The organism is Galactobacter caseinivorans, assembly GCF_003640665.1.
Lineage (GTDB): Bacteria > Actinomycetota > Actinomycetes > Actinomycetales > Micrococcaceae > Galactobacter > Galactobacter caseinivorans.
The window spans coordinates 39,623-64,696 of record NZ_QQXL01000004.1 but is presented as its reverse complement, the minus strand read 5'-3'; the positions used below and the strand labels follow the sequence as shown (position 1 = coordinate 64,696).

The 25,074-nt window shown below is 65.6% G+C and carries 22 protein-coding genes and 3 tRNA genes; 15 read left to right on the top strand and 10 right to left on the bottom strand.

The features are described 5' to 3' along the window. Positions 1-75: 75 nt before the first annotated feature. From gyrA to DWQ67_RS07515, 5 genes are all read left to right on the top strand, one after another. On the top strand, positions 76-2,736 hold the full coding sequence (gyrA, locus tag DWQ67_RS07530) for a DNA gyrase subunit A (RefSeq protein ID WP_121484993.1): 2,661 nt from the start codon (positions 76-78) through the stop codon (positions 2,734-2,736). Beyond that, positions 2,733-3,338: a DUF3566 domain-containing protein gene (locus DWQ67_RS07525; RefSeq protein ID WP_121484992.1), complete on the top strand. Its 606-nt coding sequence runs from the start codon at positions 2,733-2,735 to the stop codon at positions 3,336-3,338. Before gyrA ends, DWQ67_RS07525 begins: the two co-directional genes overlap by 4 nt. Positions 3,339-3,446: 108 nt before the next feature. Next, a tRNA-Ile gene (locus DWQ67_RS07520) sits at positions 3,447-3,520 on the top strand. Between the two features lie 36 nt (positions 3,521-3,556). Continuing rightward, entirely contained in the window at positions 3,557-3,688 is a 132-nt protein-coding gene (locus DWQ67_RS14025) for a DLW-39 family protein (protein WP_233555975.1), read from the top strand. 13 nt (positions 3,689-3,701) lie between these two features. After that, a tRNA-Ala gene (locus DWQ67_RS07515) sits at positions 3,702-3,774 on the top strand. A 198-nt stretch (positions 3,775-3,972) separates the two neighbouring features. Here DWQ67_RS07515 and DWQ67_RS07510 read toward each other — a convergent pair. Next, positions 3,973-5,031 (bottom strand): prolipoprotein diacylglyceryl transferase, encoded by a 1,059-nt coding sequence (locus DWQ67_RS07510; RefSeq protein WP_121484991.1) that lies wholly within the window; start codon positions 5,029-5,031, stop codon positions 3,973-3,975. A gap of 147 nt (positions 5,032-5,178) precedes the next feature. Between DWQ67_RS07510 and DWQ67_RS07505 the strand changes: the two genes are divergently transcribed. From DWQ67_RS07505 to DWQ67_RS07490, 4 genes are all read left to right on the top strand, one after another. Next, the gene (locus DWQ67_RS07505; protein ID WP_121484990.1) at positions 5,179-5,724 is read left to right on the top strand and encodes a peptidylprolyl isomerase; all 546 of its coding nucleotides are present in this window, start codon (positions 5,179-5,181) and stop codon (positions 5,722-5,724) included. Between the two features lie 111 nt (positions 5,725-5,835). Beyond that, on the top strand, positions 5,836-6,714 hold the full coding sequence (locus DWQ67_RS07500) for a rhomboid family intramembrane serine protease (RefSeq protein WP_121484989.1): 879 nt from the start codon (positions 5,836-5,838) through the stop codon (positions 6,712-6,714). An 888-nt stretch (positions 6,715-7,602) separates the two neighbouring features. Then, positions 7,603-8,706, top strand: coding sequence for a GNAT family N-acetyltransferase (locus tag DWQ67_RS07495; protein ID WP_121484988.1), 1,104 nt, complete (start codon positions 7,603-7,605; stop codon positions 8,704-8,706). A gap of 78 nt (positions 8,707-8,784) precedes the next feature. After that, positions 8,785-9,348 (top strand): DUF4442 domain-containing protein, encoded by a 564-nt coding sequence (locus DWQ67_RS07490; protein ID WP_121484987.1) that lies wholly within the window; start codon positions 8,785-8,787, stop codon positions 9,346-9,348. Between the two features lie 12 nt (positions 9,349-9,360). On the opposite strand, the gene DWQ67_RS07485 is transcribed toward DWQ67_RS07490, so the two are convergent. Then, positions 9,361-9,855 carry a DUF3817 domain-containing protein gene (locus tag DWQ67_RS07485; protein WP_121484986.1) on the bottom strand — a complete coding sequence of 165 codons (495 nt, stop codon included), beginning with the start codon at positions 9,853-9,855 and terminating at the stop codon, positions 9,361-9,363. 200 nt (positions 9,856-10,055) lie between these two features. Then, a complete protein-coding gene (locus DWQ67_RS07480; protein WP_233555974.1) occupies positions 10,056-10,388 on the bottom strand; it encodes a cell division protein CrgA in 333 nt (110 codons plus the stop codon). 118 nt (positions 10,389-10,506) lie between these two features. On the opposite strand from DWQ67_RS07480, the gene DWQ67_RS07475 reads away from it, so the two are divergent. The 3 genes from DWQ67_RS07475 to DWQ67_RS07465 are packed head-to-tail and all read left to right on the top strand — an operon-like array spanning position 10,507 to position 12,102. Beyond that, entirely contained in the window at positions 10,507-11,247 is a 741-nt protein-coding gene (locus tag DWQ67_RS07475; RefSeq protein ID WP_199712666.1) for a class E sortase, read from the top strand. Between the two features lies 1 nt (position 11,248). Further along, complete coding sequence (locus DWQ67_RS07470) at positions 11,249-11,461, top strand: hypothetical protein (RefSeq protein WP_121484985.1); 213 nt, start codon at positions 11,249-11,251, stop codon at positions 11,459-11,461. Continuing rightward, a complete protein-coding gene (locus DWQ67_RS07465) occupies positions 11,458-12,102 on the top strand; it encodes an anthranilate synthase component II (RefSeq protein ID WP_121484984.1) in 645 nt (214 codons plus the stop codon). Before DWQ67_RS07470 ends, DWQ67_RS07465 begins: the two co-directional genes overlap by 4 nt. A gap of 55 nt (positions 12,103-12,157) precedes the next feature. Here the strand turns inward: DWQ67_RS07465 and pknB are convergent, their stop codons facing one another. From pknB to DWQ67_RS07430, 7 genes are read right to left on the bottom strand one after another with little or no spacing between them, the layout of a single operon-like run. Then, positions 12,158-14,425: a Stk1 family PASTA domain-containing Ser/Thr kinase gene (gene pknB, locus DWQ67_RS07460; protein ID WP_121484983.1), complete on the bottom strand. Its 2,268-nt coding sequence runs from the start codon at positions 14,423-14,425 to the stop codon at positions 12,158-12,160. A gap of 33 nt (positions 14,426-14,458) precedes the next feature. Beyond that, positions 14,459-16,123, bottom strand: a complete 1,665-nt coding sequence (locus DWQ67_RS07455; protein ID WP_121484982.1) for a protein kinase domain-containing protein — start codon at positions 16,121-16,123, stop codon at positions 14,459-14,461. After that, positions 16,120-17,577, bottom strand: coding sequence for a penicillin-binding transpeptidase domain-containing protein (locus DWQ67_RS07450; RefSeq protein WP_121484981.1), 1,458 nt, complete (start codon positions 17,575-17,577; stop codon positions 16,120-16,122). Before DWQ67_RS07450 ends, DWQ67_RS07455 begins: the two co-directional genes overlap by 4 nt. Beyond that, positions 17,574-19,067: an FtsW/RodA/SpoVE family cell cycle protein gene (locus DWQ67_RS07445; RefSeq protein ID WP_121485190.1), complete on the bottom strand. Its 1,494-nt coding sequence runs from the start codon at positions 19,065-19,067 to the stop codon at positions 17,574-17,576. Before DWQ67_RS07445 ends, DWQ67_RS07450 begins: the two co-directional genes overlap by 4 nt. Before the next feature lie 5 nt (positions 19,068-19,072). Next, complete coding sequence (locus tag DWQ67_RS07440) at positions 19,073-20,500, bottom strand: PP2C family protein-serine/threonine phosphatase (RefSeq protein ID WP_121484980.1); 1,428 nt, start codon at positions 20,498-20,500, stop codon at positions 19,073-19,075. Positions 20,501-20,502: 2 nt separating this feature from the next. Continuing rightward, positions 20,503-21,003: an FHA domain-containing protein FhaB/FipA gene (locus DWQ67_RS07435; protein WP_121484979.1), complete on the bottom strand. Its 501-nt coding sequence runs from the start codon at positions 21,001-21,003 to the stop codon at positions 20,503-20,505. A gap of 4 nt (positions 21,004-21,007) precedes the next feature. Then, a complete protein-coding gene (locus DWQ67_RS07430; RefSeq protein WP_121484978.1) occupies positions 21,008-21,811 on the bottom strand; it encodes an FhaA domain-containing protein in 804 nt (267 codons plus the stop codon). 349 nt (positions 21,812-22,160) lie between these two features. Between DWQ67_RS07430 and DWQ67_RS07425 the strand changes: the two genes are divergently transcribed. The 3 genes from DWQ67_RS07425 (at position 22,161) to phoA (ending at position 25,046) form a co-directional block, all read left to right on the top strand. Next, positions 22,161-22,244, top strand: a tRNA-Leu gene (locus DWQ67_RS07425). Positions 22,245-22,378: 134 nt separating this feature from the next. Beyond that, the gene (locus DWQ67_RS07420) at positions 22,379-23,440 is read left to right on the top strand and encodes an LLM class flavin-dependent oxidoreductase (protein ID WP_121484977.1); all 1,062 of its coding nucleotides are present in this window, start codon (positions 22,379-22,381) and stop codon (positions 23,438-23,440) included. 109 nt (positions 23,441-23,549) lie between these two features. After that, complete coding sequence (gene phoA / locus DWQ67_RS07415) at positions 23,550-25,046, top strand: alkaline phosphatase (RefSeq protein ID WP_121484976.1); 1,497 nt, start codon at positions 23,550-23,552, stop codon at positions 25,044-25,046. The last annotated feature ends 28 nt before the right edge of the window (positions 25,047-25,074 follow it).

Genomic DNA, 25,074 nt, shown 5'->3' with positions numbered 1-25,074 from the left:
TGGGCGGGCGGCGTCACCTCGGCGGAGCTCCGCCCCCATGAACTTCCCTGACCAAGACGTGAGGAACTTCCCAGCATGAGCGACGAGCAGCAGCCCCAGGACGGGGCCGAGCCGCGTGAGGATCAGCCTCTTGAGGGCGCGATCATCGACAAGGTGAGCCAGGTTGACCTGCAGAAAGAAATGCAGCAGTCCTACCTGGATTACGCCATGGCCGTCATTGTGGGCCGCGCCCTGCCGGACGTGCGTGACGGGCTCAAGCCCGTGCACCGCCGTGTGATCTACGCGATGTACGACGGCGGTTTCCGCCCGGATCGCGGCTTCAACAAGTGTGCCCGTGTAGTCGGCGAGGTCATGGGTCACTATCACCCCCACGGCGACACGGCGATCTATGACACCTTGGTGCGCCTGGTCCAGGACTGGACCATGCGCTACCCGTTGGCCTCCGGCCAGGGCAACTTTGGTTCCCCCGGCAACGACGGCGCAGCGGCGCCGCGTTACACGGAGACCAAGATGGCCGCGTTGGCCATGGAGATGGTGCGAGACATCCACGAGGACACCGTGGATTTCAAGCCAAACTATGACGGCAAGACCATGGAGCCCACGGTCCTGCCGGCGCGCTTCCCCAATCTGCTCGTCAATGGCTCAGCCGGCATCGCCGTGGGCATGGCCACCAACATCCCGCCGCACAACCTCCGCGAGGTCGCGGACGGCGTGCAGTGGGCGCTGAAGAACCCGGAGGCAAGCCGCGAGGAACTGCTGGAGGCGCTGCTGCAGCGCATCCAGGGCCCCGACTTCCCGACGGGCGCCCGCATCTTGGGGCGCAAGGGGATTGAGGACGCCTACCGCACCGGCCGTGGCTCCATTGCGATGCGCGCCGTGGTGGACGTGGAGGAGCTCCAGGGACGCACTTGCCTGGTCATCACCGAGCTGCCCTACCAGGCCAACCCTGACAACCTGGCCATCAAGATTGCCGAGCTGGTCAAGGACGGCAAGATCCAGGGCATCGCGGACATGCGCGATGAGACCTCTGGCCGTACGGGCCAGCGCTTGGTGATTGTGCTCAAGCGCGATGCCGTGGCCAAGGTGGTGCTGAATAACCTCTACAAGCACACCGAGCTGCAACAGAACTTCTCAGCGAACATGCTGGCGCTCGTGGATGGTGTGCCCCGCACACTCTCCCTCGACGCCTTCATCCGCCACTGGGTCAACCACCAGATGGACGTCATCGTCCGCCGCACCCAGTTCCGCCTGAACAAGGCGGAGGCGCTGGCGCACATCCAGCTCGGCCTGCTCAAGGCCCTGGATGCCCTGGATGAGGTCATCGCGCTGATCCGCCGCTCCCCCACGGTTGAAGAGGCCCGCGAGGGGCTCAAGAACCTCCTGGAGATCGACGACGATCAGGCCAACGCCATCCTGGACATGCAGCTGCGCAAGCTCGCTGCCCTGGAGCGCAAGAAGATCCAGGATCTCTACAACCAGCTCATGATCGAGATCGCGGGCTACAAGGAGATCCTGGCCTCTCCCGAGCGCCAGCGTGAGCTCATCTCCGACGAACTCGCGGAGATCGTTGATCGCTATGGGGATGACCGCCGCACCGAGATCGTGCGCGGCTTTGATGGCGACATGTCCGTGGAGGACCTGATCCCGCAAGAGGAGATGGTGGTCACCATCACCCGCGGCGGGTACGTCAAGCGCACCCGCAGCGATAACTACCGCTCGCAAAACCGCGGCGGCAAGGGAGTCAAGGGCGCCCAGCTGCGGGGGGACGACGTCGTCGAGCACTTCTTTGTGACGACCACCCACCACTGGCTTGCGTTCTTTACCAACCTTGGCCGCGTCTATCGCGTGAAGTGCTACGAACTGCAAGAGGCCGGGCGCGACGCCAAGGGCCAGCACGTGGCCAACCTGCTCGCATTCCAGCCGGATGAGAAGATCCAGCAGGTGCTGGCGCTGCGTGACTACGAGCAGTCCCCGTACTTGGCCCTTGCCACCCGAAACGGCCTGGTGAAGAAGACGCGCCTGAGCGAATACGACACCAACCGTTCCGCCGGCGTGATCGCGATCAATCTGCGCGATGGCGACGAGCTGGTCTCCGCGAGCCTGGTCTCCGAGGAGGATGACCTGATTCTGGTCTCCAAACTGGGCCAGTCGGTGCGCTTCACGGCCTCGGATGAGGCGCTGCGCCCCATGGGCCGCGCCACCTCAGGTGTGACCGGCATGAAGTTCCGTGAGGGAGATGAGCTGCTGGCCGCCGACGTGGTGACGGAAGACTCATACGTCTTTACGGTGACGGATGGCGGCTTTGCCAAGCGCTCCCCCGTGGACGAGTACCGCGTGCAGGGTCGCGGCGGTTTGGGCATCAAGGTGGCCAAGCTTCCCGAGGATCGCGGAGAGCTGGTCGGCGGGCTGATTGTGCAGCCGGATGATGAGGTTCTGGTGGTCATGGCCTCTGGCAAGGTGGTCCGCACAGCGGTGGATCAGGTGCCCGCTAAGGGCCGCGACACCATGGGCGTGATCTTTGCCAAGCCGGATAAGAAGGACCGCATCTTGGCCGTCGCCAAGAACTCTGAGCGCGGTCTCGTGGCGCTGGTAGAGGCCCCGGAGGACGCGGAGGGCGGCCCCGATGCAGGCAGTTCCCAGGCGGAGGACGGTACAGTAGCCGAGGACATGGGCACCAACGTCGTCGCTGAGGCGAGCGTTGAGCCCGATCAGCAGAACCACGGAGGCAACGAGTGAGTACGCCCAACACGCCGGGTGCAGGCAGGGGCCGCGCGCCGCAGCAGCAGCCCCGCACCGCATCAGCGCGCCCGGCGACCCCGCCGCGAACTGGCCAGCAGAAGGCCCCGCAGCAGGCTCGGCAAGCCCAGCAGCAGCGCCCGGCCACCCGCCCAGCGGGAGCGCAGGGCCAGCAGCCTAAGGGAGCACAGCAGGCTAAGGGACAGGCCGGATTGGTCCGCCCCGCGCCCAAGGCAAAGGTCCGCAAGGCCCGCCTGCTTGTCTCCAAGGTGGACGTCTGGTCCGTGCTGAAGATGGCCTTCCTGCTCTCCGTGGCGCTCGGTGTCATCACCGTCGTGGCCGGCGTGCTGCTGTGGACCATTTTCGACGTCTCTGGGGTGTTCACCCGCATCAACGACCTGGTCGCAGAGGTTCTGCCGAACCAGCAGCAGGTCTTTGACGTGAAGAACTACGTGTCGGTGAGCCAGGTGACCAGCTTCGCCGTCATCATCGCCGTGGTGAACGTGGTGCTGCTCTCCGCGCTGTCCATGGTGGGAGCCTTCATCTACAACCTGGCCTCCGGGCTGGTCGGTGGCATCTCTGTGACGCTGACCGACGACTGATTTCTGAGGCACTCCGGGCCCCTGTGGCACCGGCAAGAGGCGCGTGGTCCCGATTTGGAACCGCGCGCCTCTTCCAGTAAAGTTAAGGAGTCCCCTCGGGGACGGTGAGGGCGTATAGCTCAGGCGGTTAGAGCGCTTCGCTGATAACGAAGAGGTCCCAAGTTCAAGTCTTGGTACGCCCACGGAACCCACTATCACCTACTCACGAGGTGAGCCGCATGAAGAAGCTGGTATTGATGGCCTTGGCCACAGCCGGGAGTATTGCTGGCTATCGGTGGTATCAGGAGAGGGCCAAGAACAAGGCCTCCTGGAACACCGCAACAGATCGCGTTGAGCACAGCGAGCGGTAGGGATTTCCAGCTCGGGGGTATGGCGCAGTTGGTAGCGCACCTGCTTTGCAAGCAGGGGGTCAGGGGTTCGAATCCCCTTACCTCCACCGAAAACATCAGGCCCCGGACCATTTGGTCCGGGGCCTGATGCGTTGTGTGCCTGATGCGTTGTGTGCCTGGCGCGTTGTGAGCCTGCTGCGTTCTGACCCGTTGGATCGCGCGGACACCGGGAAACGGAAGGGGCGACGCCGCGGGAAGAGTCCCGCGGCGCCGCCCCTTCCGGTGCAGCTCCCTACTGGGTGAAGCTACTTCGCTGCGGGCCCCGGCTTGGGTGCCTGCGTCTTGTTCTGCTCGGTGGCGGACTCCACCTTCTGGCCGGCGTCCTTGGCGGCGGCTGCCACGTTGCCCTTGGCCTCGGTGACCTTGTCAGCGGCGGCCTTGGCCACCTCTTCGGTCTTCTCCGCCACGTGCTTGGCTGCGGTGGCCGCGGAATCCTTGGCCTCTGCAACCTTCTGGTCGGCCGTCTGCGAGCGAGTCTCGGCCTTGGCACCGGCGTCCTTGGCTGCGTCGGCGGTGTTCGCCTTAACTGCGTCCTTGGCCTCGGTGACGTTCTGCTTGGTCTCGGCGGCAGCTTGAGCCACCTTGTCCTTGACCTCAGCGGTGGTGGAAGCCTGCTGGCCTGCCGGCTTGGAGGCGGCCTGCGGGGCCGGATCCTGCTGTGCGGGGTTCTTCCACGGGTCCTCCACCGGCTTGGATGCACGCCAGATGGCGATGCCGCCGGCGACCAGGCCAGAGAAGAGCACGAAGAGGAAGAACTTCTTGCCACCATTCTTCTTCTTGTTGCCCTTGGCGCGTGCGGTGGCCTCTGCGGCTGCCTGCTTGGCGGCCTTCGAGGCATTCGCGGCCTGCTTCTTCAGGTCACGCTTGGAGACCTTGACCTTCTTGGACACCTTGGTGCCCCCCTTCTTCGCGTCGCTGACAGCGTTGCGGGCGGCCGCCGTGGCGTCTGCCTTCGCAGTGTTGGCGAACGCCGCAACCTGGGCAGTGCCCTGGTCAGCCTTCTCGCGAACTGTCCCCGCGACGTCGTTCATGGTGGCGCTGGCCTGCTTGCCCACCTCTGAGGCCTTGTCGCTGAGCTCCTGGAGCTTGGGAGCGGCGTTCTCCTGCACCCGCTCAACCAGGTCCTCGGCCCTGTCGCGGGCCGCGTCCAGACCCTCCTGAATCTTCGGAGCCACCTGCTCGTAGCCCTGCGAGAGGGCCTCGGCTGCGGCGTGGACGCGAGGTGCAGCCCACTCCTTGACGTTCTCAACGGTCTCGGCGACGCTCTTCTGAACGTCTCGAGCCACGGTGTTCTTGTTATGCACAGGTCTCCACCCTTTCATTCCGGTCTTCCCGTCAGACTATCGCCCCGTTCTGTGGGTTGCATGCGAAAAGCGCCATGTTGGTGATGTTCACTGTCCGCGAAGGTTTCGGGCAGGCCGCATTCAGGGTCCACATGAAAGAATGAAGCCATGACTGCTATTCCCACGCACAAGGCAACTGTCCACACCACGCAGGGTGACATCGTCATCAACCTCTTTGGCAATCACGCGCCCAAGACCGTAGAGAACTTCGTTGGCCTGGCCACGGGCGAGCGCAGCTGGGTGGATCCGGCCACCGGCGAGCAGCGCGAGGGCACGCCGCTCTACAACGGCACCATCTTCCACCGCATCATCAAGGACTTCATGATCCAGGGCGGCGATCCGCTTGGCCAGGGCATCGGCGGCCCGGGCTACGCGTTTGACGATGAGATCAACCCCGATCTCGACTTCGTCGCGCCGTACAAGCTGGCCATGGCCAACGCCGGCATCCGCATGGGCCGCGGCACCAACGGCTCGCAGTTCTTCATCACCTCCGTGCCCACCACCTGGCTGCAGGGCAAGCACACCATCTTCGGCGAGGTGGCAGATGACGCCTCACGCGCCATCGTGGACTCCCTCAACGCCGTCGCCACCGACGGTCGCGACAAGCCCCTGGAAGACGTCGTCATCTCTTCCATCGACGTCGAGGCTGTCTGAGCCAACCCGACCTCGCTCTAGGGGCGGTCCCAGCCTGAGTGCTGGGGCCGCCCTTGTGGTCTCCCCACCGGGGACACCACTTCCCCGGCCCTCTGCCTCAAGGAATCACGGATGAACCAGCCCTACGGCGGCCACGTCCCCGCTCACGATGCCCCGCCCGTCTGCCCACGGCACCCGGACCGTGTGAGCTACATCAGCTGCCAGCGCTGCGGCCGGCCGGCGTGTGTGGAGTGCCAGCGCCCGGCGCCCGTGGGTGTGCAGTGTGTTGACTGCGTGCGCCAGGGCCAGGAACGCATCCCCACGGTGCGGTCAAGCAACGGAGTCGCTATCCGGCAGCGTCCGCTCCTGGTGACCTACTCCATCATTGGCTTGTGCGTGGTGATGTTTGGACTCCAGCTGGTGGTACCCGGCCTGACGGAGCTGCTGCTGGACTACACGCCCTATCTCTACTTGGAACCCTGGCGGCTCCTTTCCGGGGGCTTCCTGCACGACGACTCAAGCATTCTCTCGCTGCACCTGGCCATGAACATGCTCTCCCTGTGGTTCCTTGGCCGCGCTCTTGAACCGGTGGTGGGGCATTGGCGCTTCGCCGCCATCTTCCTGGTCGGGGTCCTGGGCGGAACGGTGGGTGTTGCCCTGCTTGGCAACCCGCTGACCCCCACGTTGGGGGCCTCCGGCGGCATCTTCGCCATTGGCGGCGCGCTTCTGGTGGAGCTGCGCAAGGATCGCCAGAACCTCATTGCCATGGCCGTGATCCTCGGGATCAACCTGGTGTACGGGTTCACGATCGGTTCCGGGGTCTCTTGGGAGGCCCACGTGGGCGGATTGGTGACCGGCATCCTGCTGGGATTCATCTTTGCCAGCGGGCGCAAGCTCAAGGCCAGGGAGGCCTATCACGCGGTGCTCACCCTGGTACTGGCCGCCGCACTGAGCGGTGTGAGCGTCTGGGTCAGCTATGCGCTCCTGACCGGCGCACGCGCCATCGGTTAGCGCCGCAGCCACCCACCGCGCCGGCGTCCTCGGCCACCTGCCCTGGCGCCGCCCTCGGCCGCGGCCTTCGAGCCGCCGTCTGCCCACGGGCCCCGCACCGATCCATCCCTCAGGGAAGGCCGGCGCGGGGCCCGTCTGCGTTGGGGGTAACCCACGGTTGCCCACAGGGGTTGTGCACAGTGTGGACAACTTACACGCATGTGATTCGGTGGCCGCCAGGGCACCGACGGCATCGTGAGGGGGGTAAAGATCCCCTGGAGTAGGGGCGTACGGAGTATTCCCCAGGCCCGATATGCACCTGTGGACATAGATACTCACAGTTTTGATCCACAGCTGTGGATAACTTCATCCACCGGTGGTGGACAACTGGGGGCTGGGGACGCGCACGTGCAGATAAACCCGCGAAAACCTGGGGGAACTCAGCCACGAGGCGTCTGTTGCCGGCCCGTGGACAAGGCCTCCGTCCACAGAACTTCTCCACAGTGTGGACAACTTACAGCCATGTGATTTGAGGAATGCGGTCGTGAGATTCCCCGGGAGAGTAAGGATGTGGGCGTCAAGCTGCAGCCCGATGGAGTTTTCCCCCGATTCCATCCACACCTGTGGATAACCTTCGTGAACAGGATGTGCACGAGTGCTAGCCAAGGAATCACGTGGCCGCCCCTGGATTGCCCTGGTCGCTGGGGACAAGATGGGCTAATCTGGGCTAGCGCCTTGTGATTGGGAAACATCAATCATTGTAGGGGGAGTGGTTCGCCCCTCGCCGGCGCACGGTGGGCACCAGCCCGCAGCGATGACTACGCAGTCAAGACAGACGCGGCGCAGCCAAGAGGGACGGGGCGCAGCCAAGACAGGCGCAGCCCAACCACGACAGTTCAGGAGTCGGACGTGACTGAGCGGGACATGAAGGAACAGGACATGACCGGGCCGGATGCTCACGCGCAGGATCTTGGCGCGCAGGATTCGTCCTCCCAGGGCGCGGGAGCGCAAGACCCGGGCGAGCATGACCCGGGCCGGCAGGGCACGATGGGGGCGCATGCCCTGCGCCCGGCGACGCTGGAGGACGCTGAGGCGCTCGCGGAGCTTGCCACGCTGCTGGCCGTGGTGGATGACACCGACGAGAAGCAGACGGTGGAGGACCTCCTGGAGGAGTGGGAGACGCCCGGACTGGAGCGGGAGCGCGACATTCGCGTGGTGGAGGTTGAAGGCACCCTCATCGGCTGGGTCACGGTCTACCTGAGCGGGGCCCCACGAGACGGGGAGATCCGGGTTCACGTCAGCGGAGGCGTGCACCCGGAGTACCGCAAGCGTGGCGTGGGCACAGCGCTGGTGACCTGGGGCATGTTCCATGGGCGCGGCCTGGCGCAGGAGAAGTTCCCAGAGTCGACTCCGGCGCTGGAGGCGTGGGGCCGCGAGGAGGATTCTGACTCGGCGGAGCTCCTGAGCAACCTGGGCTTTGAGGCGGCACGCTGGTTCACGGATATGCGCGTGGTGCTGGATGAGTGGAGTGATCCAAGCGGCAGGACAGAGGATGACCCCCGCGGGCGAATCCCCGCCTTTTCCGGCTCCAACAATGACTCGGAGGCGGTGCGCCTGGCCCACAATGAAGCCTTCAGGGACCACTGGGGCTCCAGTGAGAGCACGCGGGAGCGGTGGGAAAGCTTCCGGAGTCGCCGTGTGAATCGCTCTGAGCTCTCCCGTATCGCGGTGGATCCCGCGCTTGACCCGCTGGATGCGGTGGACGCCTACATCCTCTCCGAGGAGTGGGAGCCGGGTGAGCTCTACGTCGCGCTGGTGGGAACCCGCCGCAGGGCGCGGGGTCGTCACCTGGCCACCGAGTTGCTGGCTGACGTGGTGCGGGCGGCCAAGCGGGCCGGCATGGACCGCGTGGACCTGGGAGTGGATGCTGCGAGCCCCACGGGCGCCAACGGCGTCTATGAACGGGTAGGGTTCAAGCCGGTGCGCATTGGCGTCTCCATGAAGCGGTACTAAAGGAAACGGTGCTGAAGACACCATGGCCCGCGGCCGGGTCGTTTGTTACTGACCAGTAGCGTCACGTACCGTGAAGCCATGAACGCACCCACGCGCCGTCGGGCAGGCCTGCGCCTTCCCGCACCCGTTTCCAAGGCGGCCAGCACCGTCCGCCACGCCAGCTCCGGCGCGTGGAGCGAGGTGCTTGGCTCGCCGCGCACGCTGAAGTGGGGCATGAACATCTGGCCGCCGTTCCTGGGAGCGGGCGTTGTGGTGGAGCATATTGACCCGGAATGGCGCAGCGTGCGGGTGCGTCTGCGCCGCTCGCCGCTGAACGCCAACTATGTGGGCACCCAGTTTGGCGGCTCGCTGTTTTCCATGGCGGATCCGTGGTTCATGCTGTTGGTCCTGCGCGGCCTTGGTCCCGGTTACGTGGTGTGGGATCAGGCCGGCGAGATCGAGTTCGTCTCTCCGGGCCGCCGCGCCATACATGCGACCTTTAGCGTGAGCCAGGAGCAACTGGAGCAGCTACGAGCCCAAGCTGAGGGAGGCGAGAAGGTGCTGCGCTGGTTTGAGACCGAGCTGACGGCGCCGGATGGCACCGTGGTGGCGCGCTATCGCAAGCGGATCTACGTCCGGCGCAAGCGCGCGTCCCAGGGGTAGAGCGGCGGGGGCTTAGCCCTTGGGGACTGGGGGGCCAAGAATCAGCAGCACGGTGACCACTGCGGCCACCAGGACCACGCCGAGGACCACCGCGAGCCACGGATTGCGCAGCGCCCAGGCCTGCAGCTTCTCTGGCAGGCTGGAGGGTGCCTCGCCGCCTGCTCGCAGGCGCCACTGCGCTCCGAGGAGCCCGCGCCGGTCCATGCTGCGCTCAAACGGGTAGGTGCAGAACGGGATGATCGCGGACGCCAGGCCAAGCAGGCCGCGGCCCAGGCTCCAGCGGCCGTCGATCCACACAAAAACGGTCACCACGCAGTACGCCACAAAGACGATGCCGTGGATCATGCCAAACACGGGCACAAAGGCCTGGCTCACGCCGGAGTACTTGAGCACCATTCCCAGGATGAGCAGGGCCCACGTGACCATCTCCGCCAGGGCAAGGAAGCCGTAGAGGCGCTTGGGGGAGAGCGCGGCGGGGGCGCTTTGCGCGGGTGCTGGCGTGGGCATGTGGGGCTCCTTGGGGCGTGGTGCCCGCTGGCTGTGGTGGTGCGTCAACAGTTATCGACGCCGCGTCGGTAAGACTCCAGAATACACTGCCCGACGGCGCGCGATGCGTCAGCGGGCGACGTCAGGGAACGGCGAAGGGACCCCGGCGTGAAGCCCGAGGTCCCTTCGCAGCAAGTGACAGCGCACTCGGCGCCGGAAAACTAGTCCCGCCAGCCCATCATCATGATGAAGCCGACCAGGGCAATGCCGAAGCCGACGAAGATGTTCGCGTTGCCGATGCCGGGAATGGGGATCTGGACGCCCACGAGGCTGGCGACGTAGAAGGTGATGATCCACAGCAGGCCAAGGATCATGAGGCCGAACATGATGGCCTTGTACCAGACCGGGACCGGCCTGTATTCCTGCGCTTTGGCGGCCTTGCGGCGCTGCAGCTCGCGCTCCTCCGCGGCGCTTGCGCGCTTGGCGGGGTTGCCGATCTTCTCCAGGTCGGAGTCTGCGGACTCAGAGGGGCGGGACGGCTTCGACTCGGGCACGGTTTCCTCCTGCGACCCCGGTATGGGGGCGACGGGCGATAGGCTGGACCGACCCCGCGTGCGCGCGGGATCACGGTTTAGTCTAACCGTCCGCCACGCCACGCACAGGGAGATACACGTGGGATCCAGCCATAGAGCAGGGCAGAGGCCTCGCCGCGGCGCTGTTTCGATCATCGTGGGAGGCTTCGGCGAGCTCCTGCTGACTGCCGGCGTGCTGCTGTTGCTCTTTGTGGCCTGGCAGCTGTGGTGGACCAACCTGGAAGCGGAGGGCGTTCAGAAGAACGCCTTGACCACCATCACCCAGGAATGGAAGGCCCCGGCAGCAGAGCCAGGAGCCAAGAATCGGGTGATCCCGATTGAGGGCGAGACCTGGGGGATTCTCTACGTTCCACGGTACGGCGGGGCCTATGCCAAGCCGATCGCGGAGGGGACAAGCATGGAGGTGCTGGACACGGTGGGCGTGGGGCATTACGCCTCCACGCAGATGCCGGGGGAGAAGGGCAACGTGGCGTTGGCTGGGCACCGCCAGACGCACGGACAGGTGTTCTGGGATCAGGACAAGCTGGCCGATGGCGACAAGGCGTATATCCAGACCAAGGAAGGCATCTACACCTATACCTTCCAGAACACGCAGATTGTGCCTCCCAGCCGGTCAGACGTGATCCTCCCGGTCCCCGGGGACCCCCAGGCGGAGCCCAAGGACAGCCTGCTCACGTTCACCACCTGTGATCCGCCCTTCAGCACCTCCATGCGGATGATCACGCACATGAAGCAGACAGAGTTTGCGCCGGTCGGTGAGGCGGCTCCCTCTGAGATCGCCGACTTGGTGAAGAAGACCGTCCCCGGAGGGAAGAGCTGACGTGTACTCCTGGATCTTTCGCCACCTGCCCGGCCCGCTCTGGATCCGCATCATCCAGACGTTGCTGCTCATCGCCTTCGTGGTGCTGGTTCTCATGAACTTCGTGTTCCCCTGGGCCAACCAGTTCTCCCCGTGGACCGAGTCCACCATCGACGCCGCCGCAGCGCCCCACGCCCTGACGGGCACGCCCACCCACATCGAGGCCACCGCATGAGCACCACAGTCCTGGTGATCGATAACTACGACAGCTTCGTCTTCACCCTGGTGGGCTACCTGCGAGAGCTTGGCGCGCACACCACGGTGATCCGCAACGACGATCTTCCGTTGGATCAGGTGCTTGCGCTGATGGAGGAGCATGATGGCGTGCTGGTCTCCCCGGGCCCCGGCAACCCCGCGGGCGCCGGGGTCTGCCTCGACGTGATTCGGCACAGCGCCGCTACCTCCCAGCCCATGCTGGGCGTCTGCTTGGGCCACCAAGCGCTGGCCGAGGCCTTTGGGGGCGTGGTCTCCCACGCGGAGGAACTGATGCACGGGAAGACGTCGCTGGTGCGCCACCAGGGGCATCCGCTGTTTGCGCGGGTGAGCGACCCGTTTACTGCCACCCGCTACCACTCGCTCTCCGTGGAGCCGCCCACGGTTCCGGCCGAGCTGGAGGTGATTGCCAGCACCGAGGGTGGGGTGATCATGGGCCTGGCCCACCGCACCGCACCGCTGTGGGGCGTGCAATTTCACCCCGAGTCCGTGCTGACGGATGGCGGCTATCAGATGCTGGGCAATTGGCTTGAGACCCTAGGGCTCGACGCCGCTGGGGAGCGGGCCGGGGCACTGTCGCCCCTCATTCGGCGCGAGCCATAACCCCAGGCGCCTACCCAGGCGCCTGCCCGGGGCCGGGCGGGCGCCTGGGTAGGTGTTACTCCTCCGGTGCCTCGGCCGGCTTCTGCACCGTGAGGGTCACCGATGAACCCTGCTTCACCTCTTCGCCTGAGGGGACGCTCTGAGCGAGCACCTGTCCCGGCTTGGTGGTGTCCTGATCCACCTCGGTGATTTGGACCTCGAGGCCGTAGTTGTCGGTGTTGCGCAGCAAGTCGCTGGCCTCCTGACTTGTCATGCCGAGCACGGAGGGCATGGTGACGGTCTTGGGACCATTGGAGACCTTGAGGGTCACCGGCTCGTCGATTCCCAAGGTCTCGCCGCTCTTTGGCGTGACGGCAAGGACCTCATCCTTATCCGCCTTGTCATCCACGCGCTCGATGGTGATGGAGTTGAATCCGGCGTCGTTCAACGACTTGGTGGCCTCGTCCACGGACTTCCCGACCAGGTCCTCCGGAATCTTGGTCTCGCCCTTGGAGACCGAGAGCTTCACCTTGCCGCCGACCTTGATCTTGGAGCCGGGGGCGGGATTAGTCGTGACCACCAATCCCTTGGCGATGTCCGAGTTGTCCACCGTGGTGACCTTTTTGTCCACCACCAGGCCAAGGTCGGTGAGCTCCTTGCGCACCTCCTCCTCGGTCTTGCCGTCCAGCCCCGAGGGGATGTTGACCTGGCCCTTGGAGACCAGGATCGTGACGGCGGAACCGCTCTCCGCGGAGCTACCCTCCTTGGGGTCGGTGCCGGCCACCAGGCCCTTCTCCACCTTGGCGTCCTCCACCTCCCGCGTCTGCGGGGCCACCTCGAGGTTCAGGCCCTGAAGGGTGGTCCTCACCTCATCAACGGTCTTGCCGCTCAAGTCCTTGGGGATCTTGACGTTGGCAGGTCCCTTGGAGGCGTGAATCGTGACCTGGCTGCCCTTCTTCACCTTCTGACCCGCCACGGGGTCGGTGTCGATGACCTCCCCCTCTTTCACGGTGTCGGAGAAGGCCAGTTCAACTGAGGGGCTGAGTTCTAGTTCCTTGAGTTTTTGCTCGGCCTGCGCCGAGGTCTGGCCGGAGAAAGAGGTGATCTCCACCAGGGCATTGCGCTCGCGCTCGTCCGCGAGCCACCGGAAGAAGAACACGCCGGCCACCGCGATGATGGCGACCAGCACCAGCGAGACCACCCAGATGAGCGTCTTGCGGCTGCGCACCTCCTCGAGGTCGTCGTCATCCTCCTGGGACTGACGCAGGATGGCGGGCTGCAGGCCCGTCTCATCCACGGCGGGCTGATAGCCGGTCTGAGGGTCCTGATAGGCGCCCTGGAACTGCTCGGTCGGGGCGCCAGCGGCGCCGACGGCCAGGGGAACAGCCTGCGTCGCGTCCAGGGCAGAGTCCTGGCCTTGCGCGGGCATCTCGCCACGCTGGGCGGCGCGCAGGGCGGCAGAGAACTCATCTGCCGTCTGGAAGCGCTGGGTCCGGTCCTTGGTCAGCGCAAGGGCCAACACGGCGTCGAGCTGAGGGGTGACCGTGGGGTTCAGCGAGGAGGCGGCCTGCGGGATCTCGCCCACATGCTGGTACGCCACAGAGACCGGGCTGTCGCCGATGAACGGCGGGCGGCCCGTGAGCAGCTCAAAGAGCAGGCAGCCGGTGGAGTACAGATCCGAGCGCTCGTCCACGCTCTCCCCGCGCGCCTGCTCCGGGGAGAGATACTGCGCGGTGCCCACCACGGCCTGGGTCTGCGTCATGGTGGCCGCTGAATCCGCCAAGGCTCGGGCGATGCCAAAGTCCATGACCTTGACCGTCCCGGCCTCCGTGATCATCACGTTGGCGGGCTTGATGTCGCGGTGAACAATGCCTTGGGCGTGGCTGGTGTTCAGTGCCGCCAGCACACCCAGGGTCGCGTTGACCGCGTCCTGTGCGGGCAGCGGACCACCGGAGAGGCGCGACTTGAGCGTATGTCCACGCACAAACTCCATGACGATGAAGGGAACCTTGAGCGGGACCACCTCACCCGGCATCAGCACATCGGTATCGCCCGTGTCATACACGGCCACGATCCCGTGGTCGTTGAGCCCGGCTACGGCCTTTGCCTCGCGTCGGAACCTGGCCTGGAACACGGGGTCCCTTGCCAAATCGGAGCGCAAAATCTTCACGGCCACGTCGCGGCCAAGGAGGAGGTCGCGAGCCAGCCACACGTCCGCCATTCCTCCGCGACCGATGGGGTCGCCGAGCTCGTAGCGATCGTTGAGGACCCGCTGGCGGGGCGTTGCGGCGCCCGTCTCATCACGGCCCTCGTCGGTATGGCGTCCATTCGACTGGTCGCTCACGTGTCACCTCCTGGCAACGTGGATCTGAAGAAGTTAATTATTCTCCCCAGCCTTCTCGCTGGAGGACTTCGTGGTGGGCGGGGTGCTCTGAGTCTCCGGGGGCTCAGAGCTCTCCGGCGTCTCGCTCGTCTCCGTGGGCTCCTGCGTCTGCGCCGGAATGGCGTAGTACAGCACAATCGGCGTGCTCGTGGTGACCCGGCGGCCCTTGGGACTGATGTTGATGACCGTGCCCTCGTCCACCTGCTGACTGGTTGCGGTGGCCTGCGTGGTCACCGTGTAGCCCAGCCCCTCCAGCTCGGCCTGGGCCTCTTCGAAGGGGCGCCCAATGTAGTCGCTACCGCGGATCAAGGTCCCTTCCTCGCTCTCCTCCGTGGCAGAGGTCTCCGGTTCCGAGCTGGACTCGGTGGTGGGCGCGGAGGAGCTCTCTGACTGGCTAGAGGAGGACGAGGAGGAGCTCTCTGACTGGCTAGAGGAGGACGAGGAGGACGAGGAGGCTGGGGGAGCGGAACTGCTCGGCTCTTCCTTGTTTCCCGTCAACATGGGGACAAAGATGATGCCCAGGATCACCAAGACCAACGCGGCCGCGGCCACGATGCCCCAGATGAGTCCCTTTTTGCTCTTGGGCTCGTTCTGGTCCAACTCATCATCCGGGTCCATCCCCGACTGCGAGTACTGCCCTGAACGGGCCGTGGCCGCCAGCGAGGGCTCGTCCTCCGCCGGCAGCATCGGCAAGGCGCTGGTCCGCGGTGCGGCCTGGGCGGAGAGGGCCTGGGTGGACTGCGTGGGCATGTCATTGGCTGTGGTCATGGCCTGCGTCGCCACGCCGCCGGCCGCCATCAGCGCAAGCATGCTTGGAACGGCGTTGGTGGCGTCCTGAACACGCCCGGAGCGCAGCGCGTCAGCGGCCAGGGCCAGCTTGTTTGCGTCCGCGGGGCGGTCAGCCGGATCCTTGGCCAGCATGGACAGCACCAGGGCGCGCACCGGCTCCGGGATGGAATCCGGAAGCGCCGGCGGGCGGTCGTTGACCTGCGCCAATGCGATGGCGATCTGGGACTCGCCAGAGAAGGGGCGGCGGCCTGCGAGGCACTCGTAGCCGATGACACCCAGCGCGTACAGATCAGACTGGCCGGTGGCGTTCTGGCCCGTGGCCTGCTCCGGGGCCAGGTACTGGGCGGTGCCCATCACCTGTCCGGTCGCCGTGAGCGGAACCTGGTCTGCCAGGCGGGCGATGCCAAAGTCGGTGATCTTGACCTTGCCGTTGGGCATGATGAGCAGGTTGCCTGGCTTGACGTCGCGGTGCACCAGCCCACGCACGTGGGCGGAGGCCAGGCCGCGGGCGGTCTGGGCGATCACGGACAGGGTGAAGTCCGGGGTCAGCACGCGCTCGCGCTCAATGATGGTGGAGAGGGGCTCGCCAGGAACCAGCTCCATGACCAGATACGCGGAGCCGTCAGCCTCGCCGTAGTCAAAGACGTTGGCGATACCGTCGTTGTTCAACAAGGCAGTGTGGCGTGCCTCTGCTCGGAAGCGCTCAAGGAAGCCGGGATCACCCGTGTACTCCTCCTTGAGGATCTTGATGGCCACGACGCGTCCAAGGACGTCGTCGAGCGCCTTCCAGACCTCACCCATGCCTCCAATGGCGATCCGGTCGGTCAGCTGATACCGGCCGCCGAGGGAGTTGCCGCTCGTGGGTCTCACTTGTTGAACACCGCCTCTTCCACTTTTTTCATGATCGTGCTCGTGAGACCGTGCGTCTCGCTATAGGGGAGGTCCTGCACGTTGACCGTGATGGCCACCGTTGGATCATCTGCCGGGGCAAACCCGGTAATCCAGGCATGGACGCGGTTCGTATTACCGATCTGCGCCGTGCCCGTCTTGGCTGCAAGATCCACACCGGAAACCTTGGCCTTCATGGCGGTACCGGATTCCACCGGTCCGCGCATCAAGTCAGTGATGTCGTTGGCGATCTTGGCGGTGGTGACCGTCTTGTACTCCTCGGCCTTGTAGCCCTGGAGCACCTGCAGATTGGGGCTCGTGACCTGCTTGACCAGCTGGGGCTTCATGAGCTTGCCGTCATTGGCCAGGCCCATGGCCACCATGTTCATCTGCAACGTGGTGGCCTGCACATCAAACTGTCCAAGCGAGGAGTAGGCCAGCGTCGCGTCGTTGAGCTCCTTGGGGAACACGGAGGTGGACGTGGGCGCCAGCCCGAGCCAGTCCGGCTTGGCATTAAAACCGAAGCGCTCCGACACCTCCCGCAGCTTGTCCTGGCCAATCTTCTGGCTGGCCTGACCAAAGGGGGTGTTGCAGGACTGAGCCACGATGAACTTCAGCGAGGCCTTGCCGGGCTGGCTGGAGCAGGTTCCGCCGTCAAAGTTGCCCAGCATCTTGTTGGTGCCAGGGGGAGTCCACTTCGGAGAGTTGTCATACTCGCCATCCGCGGCAAAGTCCCCGGTCTCAAAGCCGGCCACCAGGTCAAGGAGTTTGAACGTGGACCCGGGGGACACGCGCTCATACACCGACTGGTTGGTGGCGATGCGCAGCCCCGGGGTGGAGTTGAGCTTGGTGCGGTTCTTGGCCAGTTCGGCGGAGGACTGCACGGCCATCAGATTGGTGTCAAAGGTGGGCTTGGACGCCATCGCCAGGATCTCACCAGTCTTGGGATTGGTCACCACGACGGAGCCCTTTTTGCCATCCGGAAGCGCGTCGTAAGCCGCCTTCTGGATCTTGGGGTCAATCGTGAGCTCCACGTTGGCACCCTGATCTGCGGTGCCGGTAAAGAGGTTGGAGAGGCGGTCAAAGAACTGATTATCCGAGGTCCCCGCGAGGGTGGACTCCAAAGAGGACTCCAGCTGCGTGGACCCGCTGCCCAGGCTGTAGTACCCGGTCAGGCCGGAGTAGAGCTCCGGGTCGTTGTAGACGCGCTTGTAGTCAAACTGCCCGCCGTCCGTCTTCACGGACTCGGCGATGGGCTTGCCCCCGGCCAGGATGGCGCCGCGCGGGTTGCCGTAGTTGGCCAGCAGCTGGCGGCTATTGAGGGCGTTGTTGTTCAGGGCGTCTGCGGCAAAGAACTGCACGTAGGTGGTGGCGCCAAGAATGATGGTCAGCAGCACGACGGCGGCGACCCAGATGCGTCGAATGGCCTGGTTCACGAGGTCTCACCTCCCAGGCGCTGGGTGGAGTCCGGAGTGGCGTCAAGGGCCGAATCCGTGGAGACCTTCAAGTGGCGGTCGATCATGCCCTGTTCTTGAGTGGAGAGGGTGCCGCCGCCGGTGGAGGGGCGGCGGGCGTTGTGAGAAATCATGAGCAAGATGGCGATCAGCACCCAGTTGGCCAGGAGCGAGGAGCCACCGGCGGAGAGGAAGGGTGTGGTGAGCCCGGTCAGGGGCATGACGCGCAGCACGCCGGCGGTGACGATGAAGAACTGCAGCGCCAGGATGAAGCTGAGGCCGGTGGCCAGCAGCTTGCCAAAGCCGTCCCGCGCGCCAAGGGCGGCGCGGATGCCGCGGCTGATGAGGAGCAGGAACAACATGACGATGGCGCTGAGGCCAATCAGGCCCAGCTCCTCGCCGAGGGAGGCGTAGATCATGTCCGAGTTGCCCAGGGGGATGCTGTTGGGCTTGCCCTCGCCAAAGCCGGTGCCGGGCAGGCCGCCGTTGGCCATGGCAAACAGGCCCTGGACAATCTGGTAGCTACCGCCCGTGGCCTGGTAGACGGTGGGATCAAGCGCGTCCAGCCACACGTGAACGCGGCGCTGAACGTGGCCCATGAACATCATGGCGAAGGTGCCGCCGGCGGCCACAAAGACCAAGCCGATGGCGATCCAGGAAATGCGCCCGGTGGCGACGTAGATCATCACCATGAACAGGCCAAAGAACATCAGGGCGGAGCCCAGGTCCTTCTGGAAGACCAGGACCGCCAGGGCCACCAGCCAGGCCACCAGCATGGGGCCCATGTCGCGCAGGCGGGGGAACTGCAGGCGGCCAATCTTCTTGCCTGCCAGCAGGATCAGGTCTCGCTTGGAGCCAAGGTAGGAGGCAAAGAAGAACGCGAGAGTGATCTTGGCGAACTCGCCGGGTTGGACCGAGAAGGGGCCAAGCTTGATCCAGATGTTGGCGCCGTTGATCTCGCGACCAATGCCCGGGACCAGCGGCAGGATCAGCAAGAAGACGGAGAGCGCCAGCCAGATGTAGGTGAAGCGGCGCAGAATGCGGTGGTCCCGGATGGCCCACAGGATGATCACGGCGCAAGCCATGCCCAGTCCGGTATATAGCAGCTGAGACGTGGCGACCGTGGTGGCCTTGGCCGCGCCAAGGTCCAGGCGGTGAATCATGGCCAGCCCAATGCCATTGAGTGCAATCACGATCGGAAGAATGAACGGATCGGCATATTTAGCCCAGATGCGCAGGGAGATGTTCATCCCAAGGCCGAGCAGGCCCATCACCAAGATATGCGTGATCCAGGATGTATCGTTTGCCGGCGCCACCGGTGAGGCGGAAACCAGGAAGTCCGCGAGCGCCGCCACACCAAGGGCCGGGATCATCAGGAAGAGCTCCAGATTGCGCTTGGCGCGCTGGGGCTTCACCTTGACCGGCTTGGACGCACGGCCGGAGCCGCCGGCCGGGGCAGCGGGGGGTGCCATGGAGGTCACTGGGGCACCTCTTCGGTGCAGTAGGCCGGCTCTTCCGTGGTGGCCCCATTGGGCGCGGCCCCGGGCGCGGTCACGTCGCAGTTCTGCTTGGCCGTGGTCAGGACCTGAGCCAGCGTTTCCATGGCCTCCTGCCGGGTATCCCCGGGAATGCCGGAGTTGAGGCCGGACTGGGTGAAGGCGGGCAACGCGTCAAGGGGGATCTGCGTCTGGGCATCCACGTGGGAGAGCTTGAGCGGGCCAAGGTCCTGGGAGACACCCTGGAAGAGCGCCACCTTGCCGTCATTCACTCCGACGTAGTAGCGGGTTTGGGTCCAGGAGTAGCCGAGCCAGAGGACGGAAGCGAGCATTGCCACGCAGACGACCAGGATGGCAGGGAGGATCCAGCCGCGTCTTTTTCTAGGCGGCTCGTCAGTGAGCAGCTCGGAGTCCGTGGCAACGCTCTGCGTTTCCTCCTGAGCCGTCTTGTGATTGAGCAGCGCGGCCGCTCGGCGTTCGCCAGAGCGCTGGGTCACGATGGCCAGCTGGCCGGATTCGGTGGCCAGCAGGGCAGCGCCCACCAGCTCATGGGGGCGGTTGGCCATGTCGTGGCGCAGGATGGCGCGGTTGGCCTCCAAGTCGCCGTCCGCGGCCACACGCAATTGCGCCGTATCAGGGGAGGGGTCCTCGGGGAGTGCGCTGAGGTCAAGCGAAGGTGGCGTCGCAGCGTCGTCCAGCACCTCAACCACCACAGCGGTGACGTTGTCCGGGGAGCCGAGCTCCAGCGTGCGCTCCACCAGGCGGTCCGCGGCCTCGCGGACCGTCGCGGAGTCCCGCATGATCTGCTCGGTCTCTTCCTCAGGGACCACGGCGTTGATGCCGTCCGAGCAGAGCATCCACCGCTCTCCCGGTTCCACCGGGTACTCAAAGAGATCCAGCTCGGGGGAGGCGTCTGAGTCGCCGAGCACCCGCATGATCACGTTGCGGTGCGGATGCACCTTGGCTTCCTCAGCGGTGATCCGGCCCTCTTCCAGCAGCTTCTCCACGAAGGTGTGATCGCGGCTCATCTGTTCCCAGACGCCGTCCTTGAGGCGGTAGGCGCGCGAGTCGCCGATGTGCGCGTAGCGGAAGCGATCCCGGGTCAAGAGCAGCGCGGTGACCGTGGTGCCCATGCCAGAGAGCTTGGGGTTTTGATCCACCAGCTCGTTCAGGATGATGTTGGCCGACTGGATCTCATCCGCCAGCATGGTGGCCGGATCCTCGACGTCGGAGCGGTCAAGGTGCACCAGGTCCAACACGGTGGACGCGGACGCGACATCGCCACCCACGTGCCCTCCCATGCCGTCGGCAACCACGGCAAAATAACGCCCGGCATAGCCCGAGTCGTCGTTTTTCTTGCGCACCTTTCCAACATCTGAGTGCGCGGCAAAGTCTAGATAGAGCGCCATGGTCAGGGCCTCAACTCCATGACGGTCTTGCCAATGCGGATGCGCTGACCCAGGTCAACGGGCTGCGCCCGGCTGAGCTGCGCATCGTCAAGGAAGGTGCCGTTGGTGGAGCCAAGGTCCTCGAGGAACCAGCGGCTCCCCTGGGGAAAGAGGCGCGCGTGGCGGCCAGAGGAGTAGTCATCATCCAGGACCAGCGTGGCCTCCTGGGCGCGCCCAAGCAGCAGCGGGGCCTCTGCGAGTGGCAACTCGGTGCCCGCTGTGGGGCCCTCAAGGACCACCAGGCGCCGCGCGTTTTGGCGCGGTTCGCCCTCGGGATCGGCGGGCGGCGCGGCGTTGACCGCTTGCGCCTGTTGGCGCTCGCGGCGGCCGGCCCCGGCGGGGACAGTGCGGGTGCGCTGGCCCACGCCGAGGTCGCGGCGCAGGGCAAAGATCACAATCAGAACGAGGAGCCACACCAAGGCCAAGAAGGCAAAGCGCAGCAGAGTCAGAACCAGAGGAGCCACTGGGCTACCTCACCCCCTGCGGCTTGTTTTCGAAGCGGAAGGTCACGCGGGTGTGCCCCACGGTGACCACTGAGCCGTCGTGCAATTCAACGTCGCCCTGAGCGCGTTGCCCGTCCACAAAGCTGCCGTTCGTTGAGCCAAGGTCGTGGGCAAACACGCGCTCGCCACGCTTCACGATGCCCACGTGCTTGCGGGACACACCCGAGTCATCCACCTGAATGTCTGCCTCCGAGGAACGGCCAATGGAGATCTCGGAGGCGTTGATGGCGTAGCGGCGCCCCTCCACCTCAATCACGGCGGTGGCGGCGGCTGGTGCGCGCGGCGCGGGAGCGGGGGCGATGGGCGCCGTGGCGCCCGCGGGAGCGTCCAAACGCGGAGCCGGCGTGCTCTGCGCGGCCCGGGGCGCGGGGCGCTGGGGACGCGGGGGAGCGGCCTGCGGGCCACCCAAAGACGCATCCACCACGAGGTGGCCCTTGCTCAGCTCGGAGTCGTGACGGAACGTCACCGTGACCGCGTCGCGGAGCGTGTAGTCCTGGTGTTGCGCGTGCTCCAGCGCAACGTCTGCCAGCTCCTGGGCCAGCGGGAGGCCCCATTCGCGGGCCTTGGCGTAGTCGTCGTCACCCAAGCGCACCGTAAAGGCGTGCGGAGCGACGGTGCGGCCCTCAGAGAGAGCAAAGGCCTCGTCATCCATGACGTTGCGGAGCCGGTTGGCAATCTCCACCGGCTTCACGCCGTCCGCGGAAGCGCCGCGGAAGGCCCGTGCCACCATCTTCTCGAGGCCGCGCTCGAGTCCCTTCACAAGTCCCATCGTGGCCTCCTTCCTGATCTGGCTGATGAGCCCGGCGCGGTGGCGCCGAGACGGTTGCGGGTCCGGGTTCCCGCACGGCCCACTTGGCCCCGAAATGCGGGGGAAAAACGGGCTCGACAGGGACCACCGAAGCCGGTGTCCGGGGTCGACTCTACCGAAACGCGCTGAACGCGGCTCCTGATCCAGGTGAGTAAGGGCTGTGAAGACGCCCCAGCGGGCGCGTTTCACGAGGGGGGTCGGTGGGCGGCCGAGGAGCGGGCCCCACCCGATTAGGTGTGGGTGCGGGGTTCGGTATAGGCTAGTAATCGCTTCGAGGCCATCGTATCGCTTTGGTCTGGGAGTCCACTCTGCGCGAGTGGCGGAATTGGTAGACGCGCTGGCTTCAGGTGCCAGTATTCGAAAGGATGTGGGGGTTCAAGTCCCCCCTCGCGCACAAACGACAAGGCCGCTGATCTTCGGATCGGCGGCCTTTCGCTTTTTGACGTACCGCCGCGTTTTTCTTCACGCACGGCCTCGGTTCGTCCTGCGCCTTCGTCCCAGCGCGCTGGGAGTCGTAGCGTCACCCACATGAGCCCCGCCTTGCATCGCGACCGCCCCTTAAAACGCCTGGGATTCCTGCACCTGGTCCCCTTTACTGCCCAGGATCCGGGCGCCGGATTGCGTGATGCCCTTGACCTCTTTACTTACGCCGAGGAACTGGGTTTTGATTCAGGCTGGATCCGCACGCGGCACCTCCAGTACGGGGTGGGTGCGCCCGGAGCGTACTTGGGGGCGCTCTCCCAGGTCACCTCCACCCTGGAGCTGGGCAATGCAGTCATCCCGCTGGAGTTTGAGAATCCTTTCCGTCTGGCGGAGGACCTGGGCACGGTGGACCTGCTCTCTGGCGGGCGATTGCGCCCGGGTTTCAGCGCGCACCCTCCCCGGTTCGACGCCGCGGTGAACGCCCGCGTGTTTGGCGCCGGCTGGGAGCGTGAGGACTATGGAAACGAGCGCCTGGAGCGGCTCTTGGCCCTGTTGCGTGGGCAAGCGGTGCGGGAAGTGGGGGAGTACCAAGGCTTTGGCGGCGACTTTGATGCGCCAACCGTGCAACCGCTGAGCCCCGGTCTGGCCCAGAGGGCGGCCTACGGTGCTGGCTCGCTGCGCTCCGCCGAGTGGGCAGGGGCGGCGGGGTTGAGCCTGCTGGTCAGCAACATCTCCACCATGGAGAACGGGGTGCGCAGCGTCAACGCGGCCCAAGCCGCGCAGATGCGCGCCTTCCGAGCCGCCCACCCCGCAGGGGAGGCGGCGCACGTGAGCCAAGCGCGCGTCGTCGTGCCCTTGGATGGCACCACGCCAGAGCAGGAGGCGCGCTACCGCGCCTATGTGCAGCGGCGCACGCCGCGCACCCGCGGGGTGGTGGGAGCAAAGACCATCATTGCGCCGGATGTGATGGGTTCCCTAGAGGAGATTGTCCACAGCTTCGCCGAGGATGAGTCCTTTGCGTTGGCGGATGAGGTGATCTTTGAGCTGCCCTTTGAGCTGGAGCCGGAGGACTGGCGGCATCAATTGCGGCAGGTGGCCACCAGGATTGGGCCAGCACTCGGATGGCAGCCGCGGGCGCAGCACAACGGAGGAAATAGCGCGCGCTGACTAATTCACACAGTGTTTGCTTGGTGATCCACCTCTGGATATTTAAGAGGTGTTGCGTGGGATCCACGACGGGGTGTGTGCCCCGACCTTTGAGAACTAGGGGAACACCATGCAGAGGACACTCGCTCGCACCCTCGCCGTCACCGGCGTCACGGCGCTGCTCGCCGGAGGAGTCGTGGCCGGAGCCGCAGCCGTCACGGCCGCTCCCGCGCCGCAGGCACCCGCCGCGCAGGCACGCGTTCAGCCCGTCACCGATGACATCACCAAGCACGGCGGCGGTGCCCGCACCCAGGGCGATCGCACCGAGGCGCTGAAGCAGGCCATGAACGGCTCCAAGGCCAAGAACGTGATCCTGCTGATTGGCGACGGCATGGGCGACTCGGAGATCACCGTGGCGCGCAACTACGAGCACGGCGCCGCCGGCCGCTTCCCGGGCATCGATGCACTGCCGATGACCGGCCAGTACTCGACCTACAGCCTGGACAAGAAGAACGGCAAGCCGGACTACGTCACCGACTCCGCCGCCTCCGGATCCGGCTGGGCCACGGGCACCAAGACCTACAACGGCGCCATCTCCGTGGACCTGAAGGGCCAGGGCCAGAAGTCACTCCTGGAGCTGGCCAAGGAAAAGGGCCTGCGCACCGGCAACGTCACCACCTCTGAGCTGCAGGACGCGACGCCGGCCGTTCAGGTTTCCCACGTCTCCCAGCGCTCCTGCTACGGCCCGGATGAGACCACCGCAAAGTGCCCCGAGAACGCACTGGAGAAGGGTGGCCGCGGCTCCATCACCGAGCAGCTGATTGGCACCCGCGCGGACGTCACCTTCGGTGGCGGCGCCAAGAGCTTTGACCAGAAGGCCAAGGCCGGCAAGTTCAAGGGCAAGACCCTGATGGAGCAGGCGCAGACCACCGGCTACCAGGTCGTCACCAACCGCAGCGGCCTGAACCGCCTGAGCGTGGCCAACCAGAAGAAGCCGGTGCTTGGCCTGTTTGCCCCGGGCAACCTGCCCACCGACTGGCAGGGCCCCGGAGCCACCCGCAAGGGCGGCAAGGAAGCAGCCGTGCGTTGCACCGATAACCCCGCACTGACCTCGCGCACCCCGCGCCTGCAGGACATGACGCTCAAGGCGATTGACCTGCTGAAGAAGAAGAACAAGAAGGGCTTCTTCCTCCAGGTGGAGTCGGCCAGCATCGACAAGCAGGATCACGCAGCCAACCCCTGTGGCCAGATCGGCGAGACCGTGCAGCTGGATGAGGCAGTGGAGGCGGCTCTCGCCTTCGCCAAGAAGGACAAGAACACCCTGGTGGTTGTCACGGCAGACCACGCTCACTCCTCGCAGCTGGTCTACCCCGGTGAGACCACGCTTGGCCTGACCCGCACGCTGACCACCAACGAGGGCCAGCCCATGACCGTTGCCTACGGCACGGCGGATGAGGGCGGCTCGCAGATGCACACCGGTACGCAGCTGCGCATCGCGGCCTCCGGTCCCCAGTCTGCCAACGTGCTTGGCCTGACGGACCAGACGGATCTGTTCTTCACGATCCAGCGGGCGCTGAAGCTGGGCAAGGGCGGCGCCATGGCGCAGTCCTCCTCCTCCTCCCGCTGAGCGGCCGTGAGCGCAGTCCGGAAATAAA

Bases quoted from the DNA above. Each gene is read 5' to 3' on its own strand.
- gyrA (WP_121484993.1), top strand. From the start codon at position 76: ATGAGCGACGAGCAGCAGCCCCAGGACGGGGCCGAGCCGCGTGAGGAT.
- DWQ67_RS14025 (WP_233555975.1), top strand. From the start codon at position 3,557: ATGAAGAAGCTGGTATTGATGGCCTTGGCCACAGCCGGGAGTATTGCT.
- DWQ67_RS07505 (WP_121484990.1), top strand. From the start codon at position 5,179: ATGACTGCTATTCCCACGCACAAGGCAACTGTCCACACCACGCAGGGT.
- DWQ67_RS07500 (WP_121484989.1), top strand. From the start codon at position 5,836: ATGAACCAGCCCTACGGCGGCCACGTCCCCGCTCACGATGCCCCGCCC.
- DWQ67_RS07490 (WP_121484987.1), top strand. From the start codon at position 8,785: ATGAACGCACCCACGCGCCGTCGGGCAGGCCTGCGCCTTCCCGCACCC.
- DWQ67_RS07485 (WP_121484986.1), bottom strand. From the start codon at position 9,855: ATGCCCACGCCAGCACCCGCGCAAAGCGCCCCCGCCGCGCTCTCCCCC.
- DWQ67_RS07465 (WP_121484984.1), top strand. From the start codon at position 11,458: ATGAGCACCACAGTCCTGGTGATCGATAACTACGACAGCTTCGTCTTC.
- DWQ67_RS07445 (WP_121485190.1), bottom strand. From the start codon at position 19,067: ATGGCACCCCCCGCTGCCCCGGCCGGCGGCTCCGGCCGTGCGTCCAAG.
- DWQ67_RS07440 (WP_121484980.1), bottom strand. From the start codon at position 20,500: ATGGCGCTCTATCTAGACTTTGCCGCGCACTCAGATGTTGGAAAGGTG.
- DWQ67_RS07430 (WP_121484978.1), bottom strand. From the start codon at position 21,811: ATGGGACTTGTGAAGGGACTCGAGCGCGGCCTCGAGAAGATGGTGGCA.
- DWQ67_RS07420 (WP_121484977.1), top strand. From the start codon at position 22,379: ATGAGCCCCGCCTTGCATCGCGACCGCCCCTTAAAACGCCTGGGATTC.
- phoA (WP_121484976.1), top strand. From the start codon at position 23,550: ATGCAGAGGACACTCGCTCGCACCCTCGCCGTCACCGGCGTCACGGCG.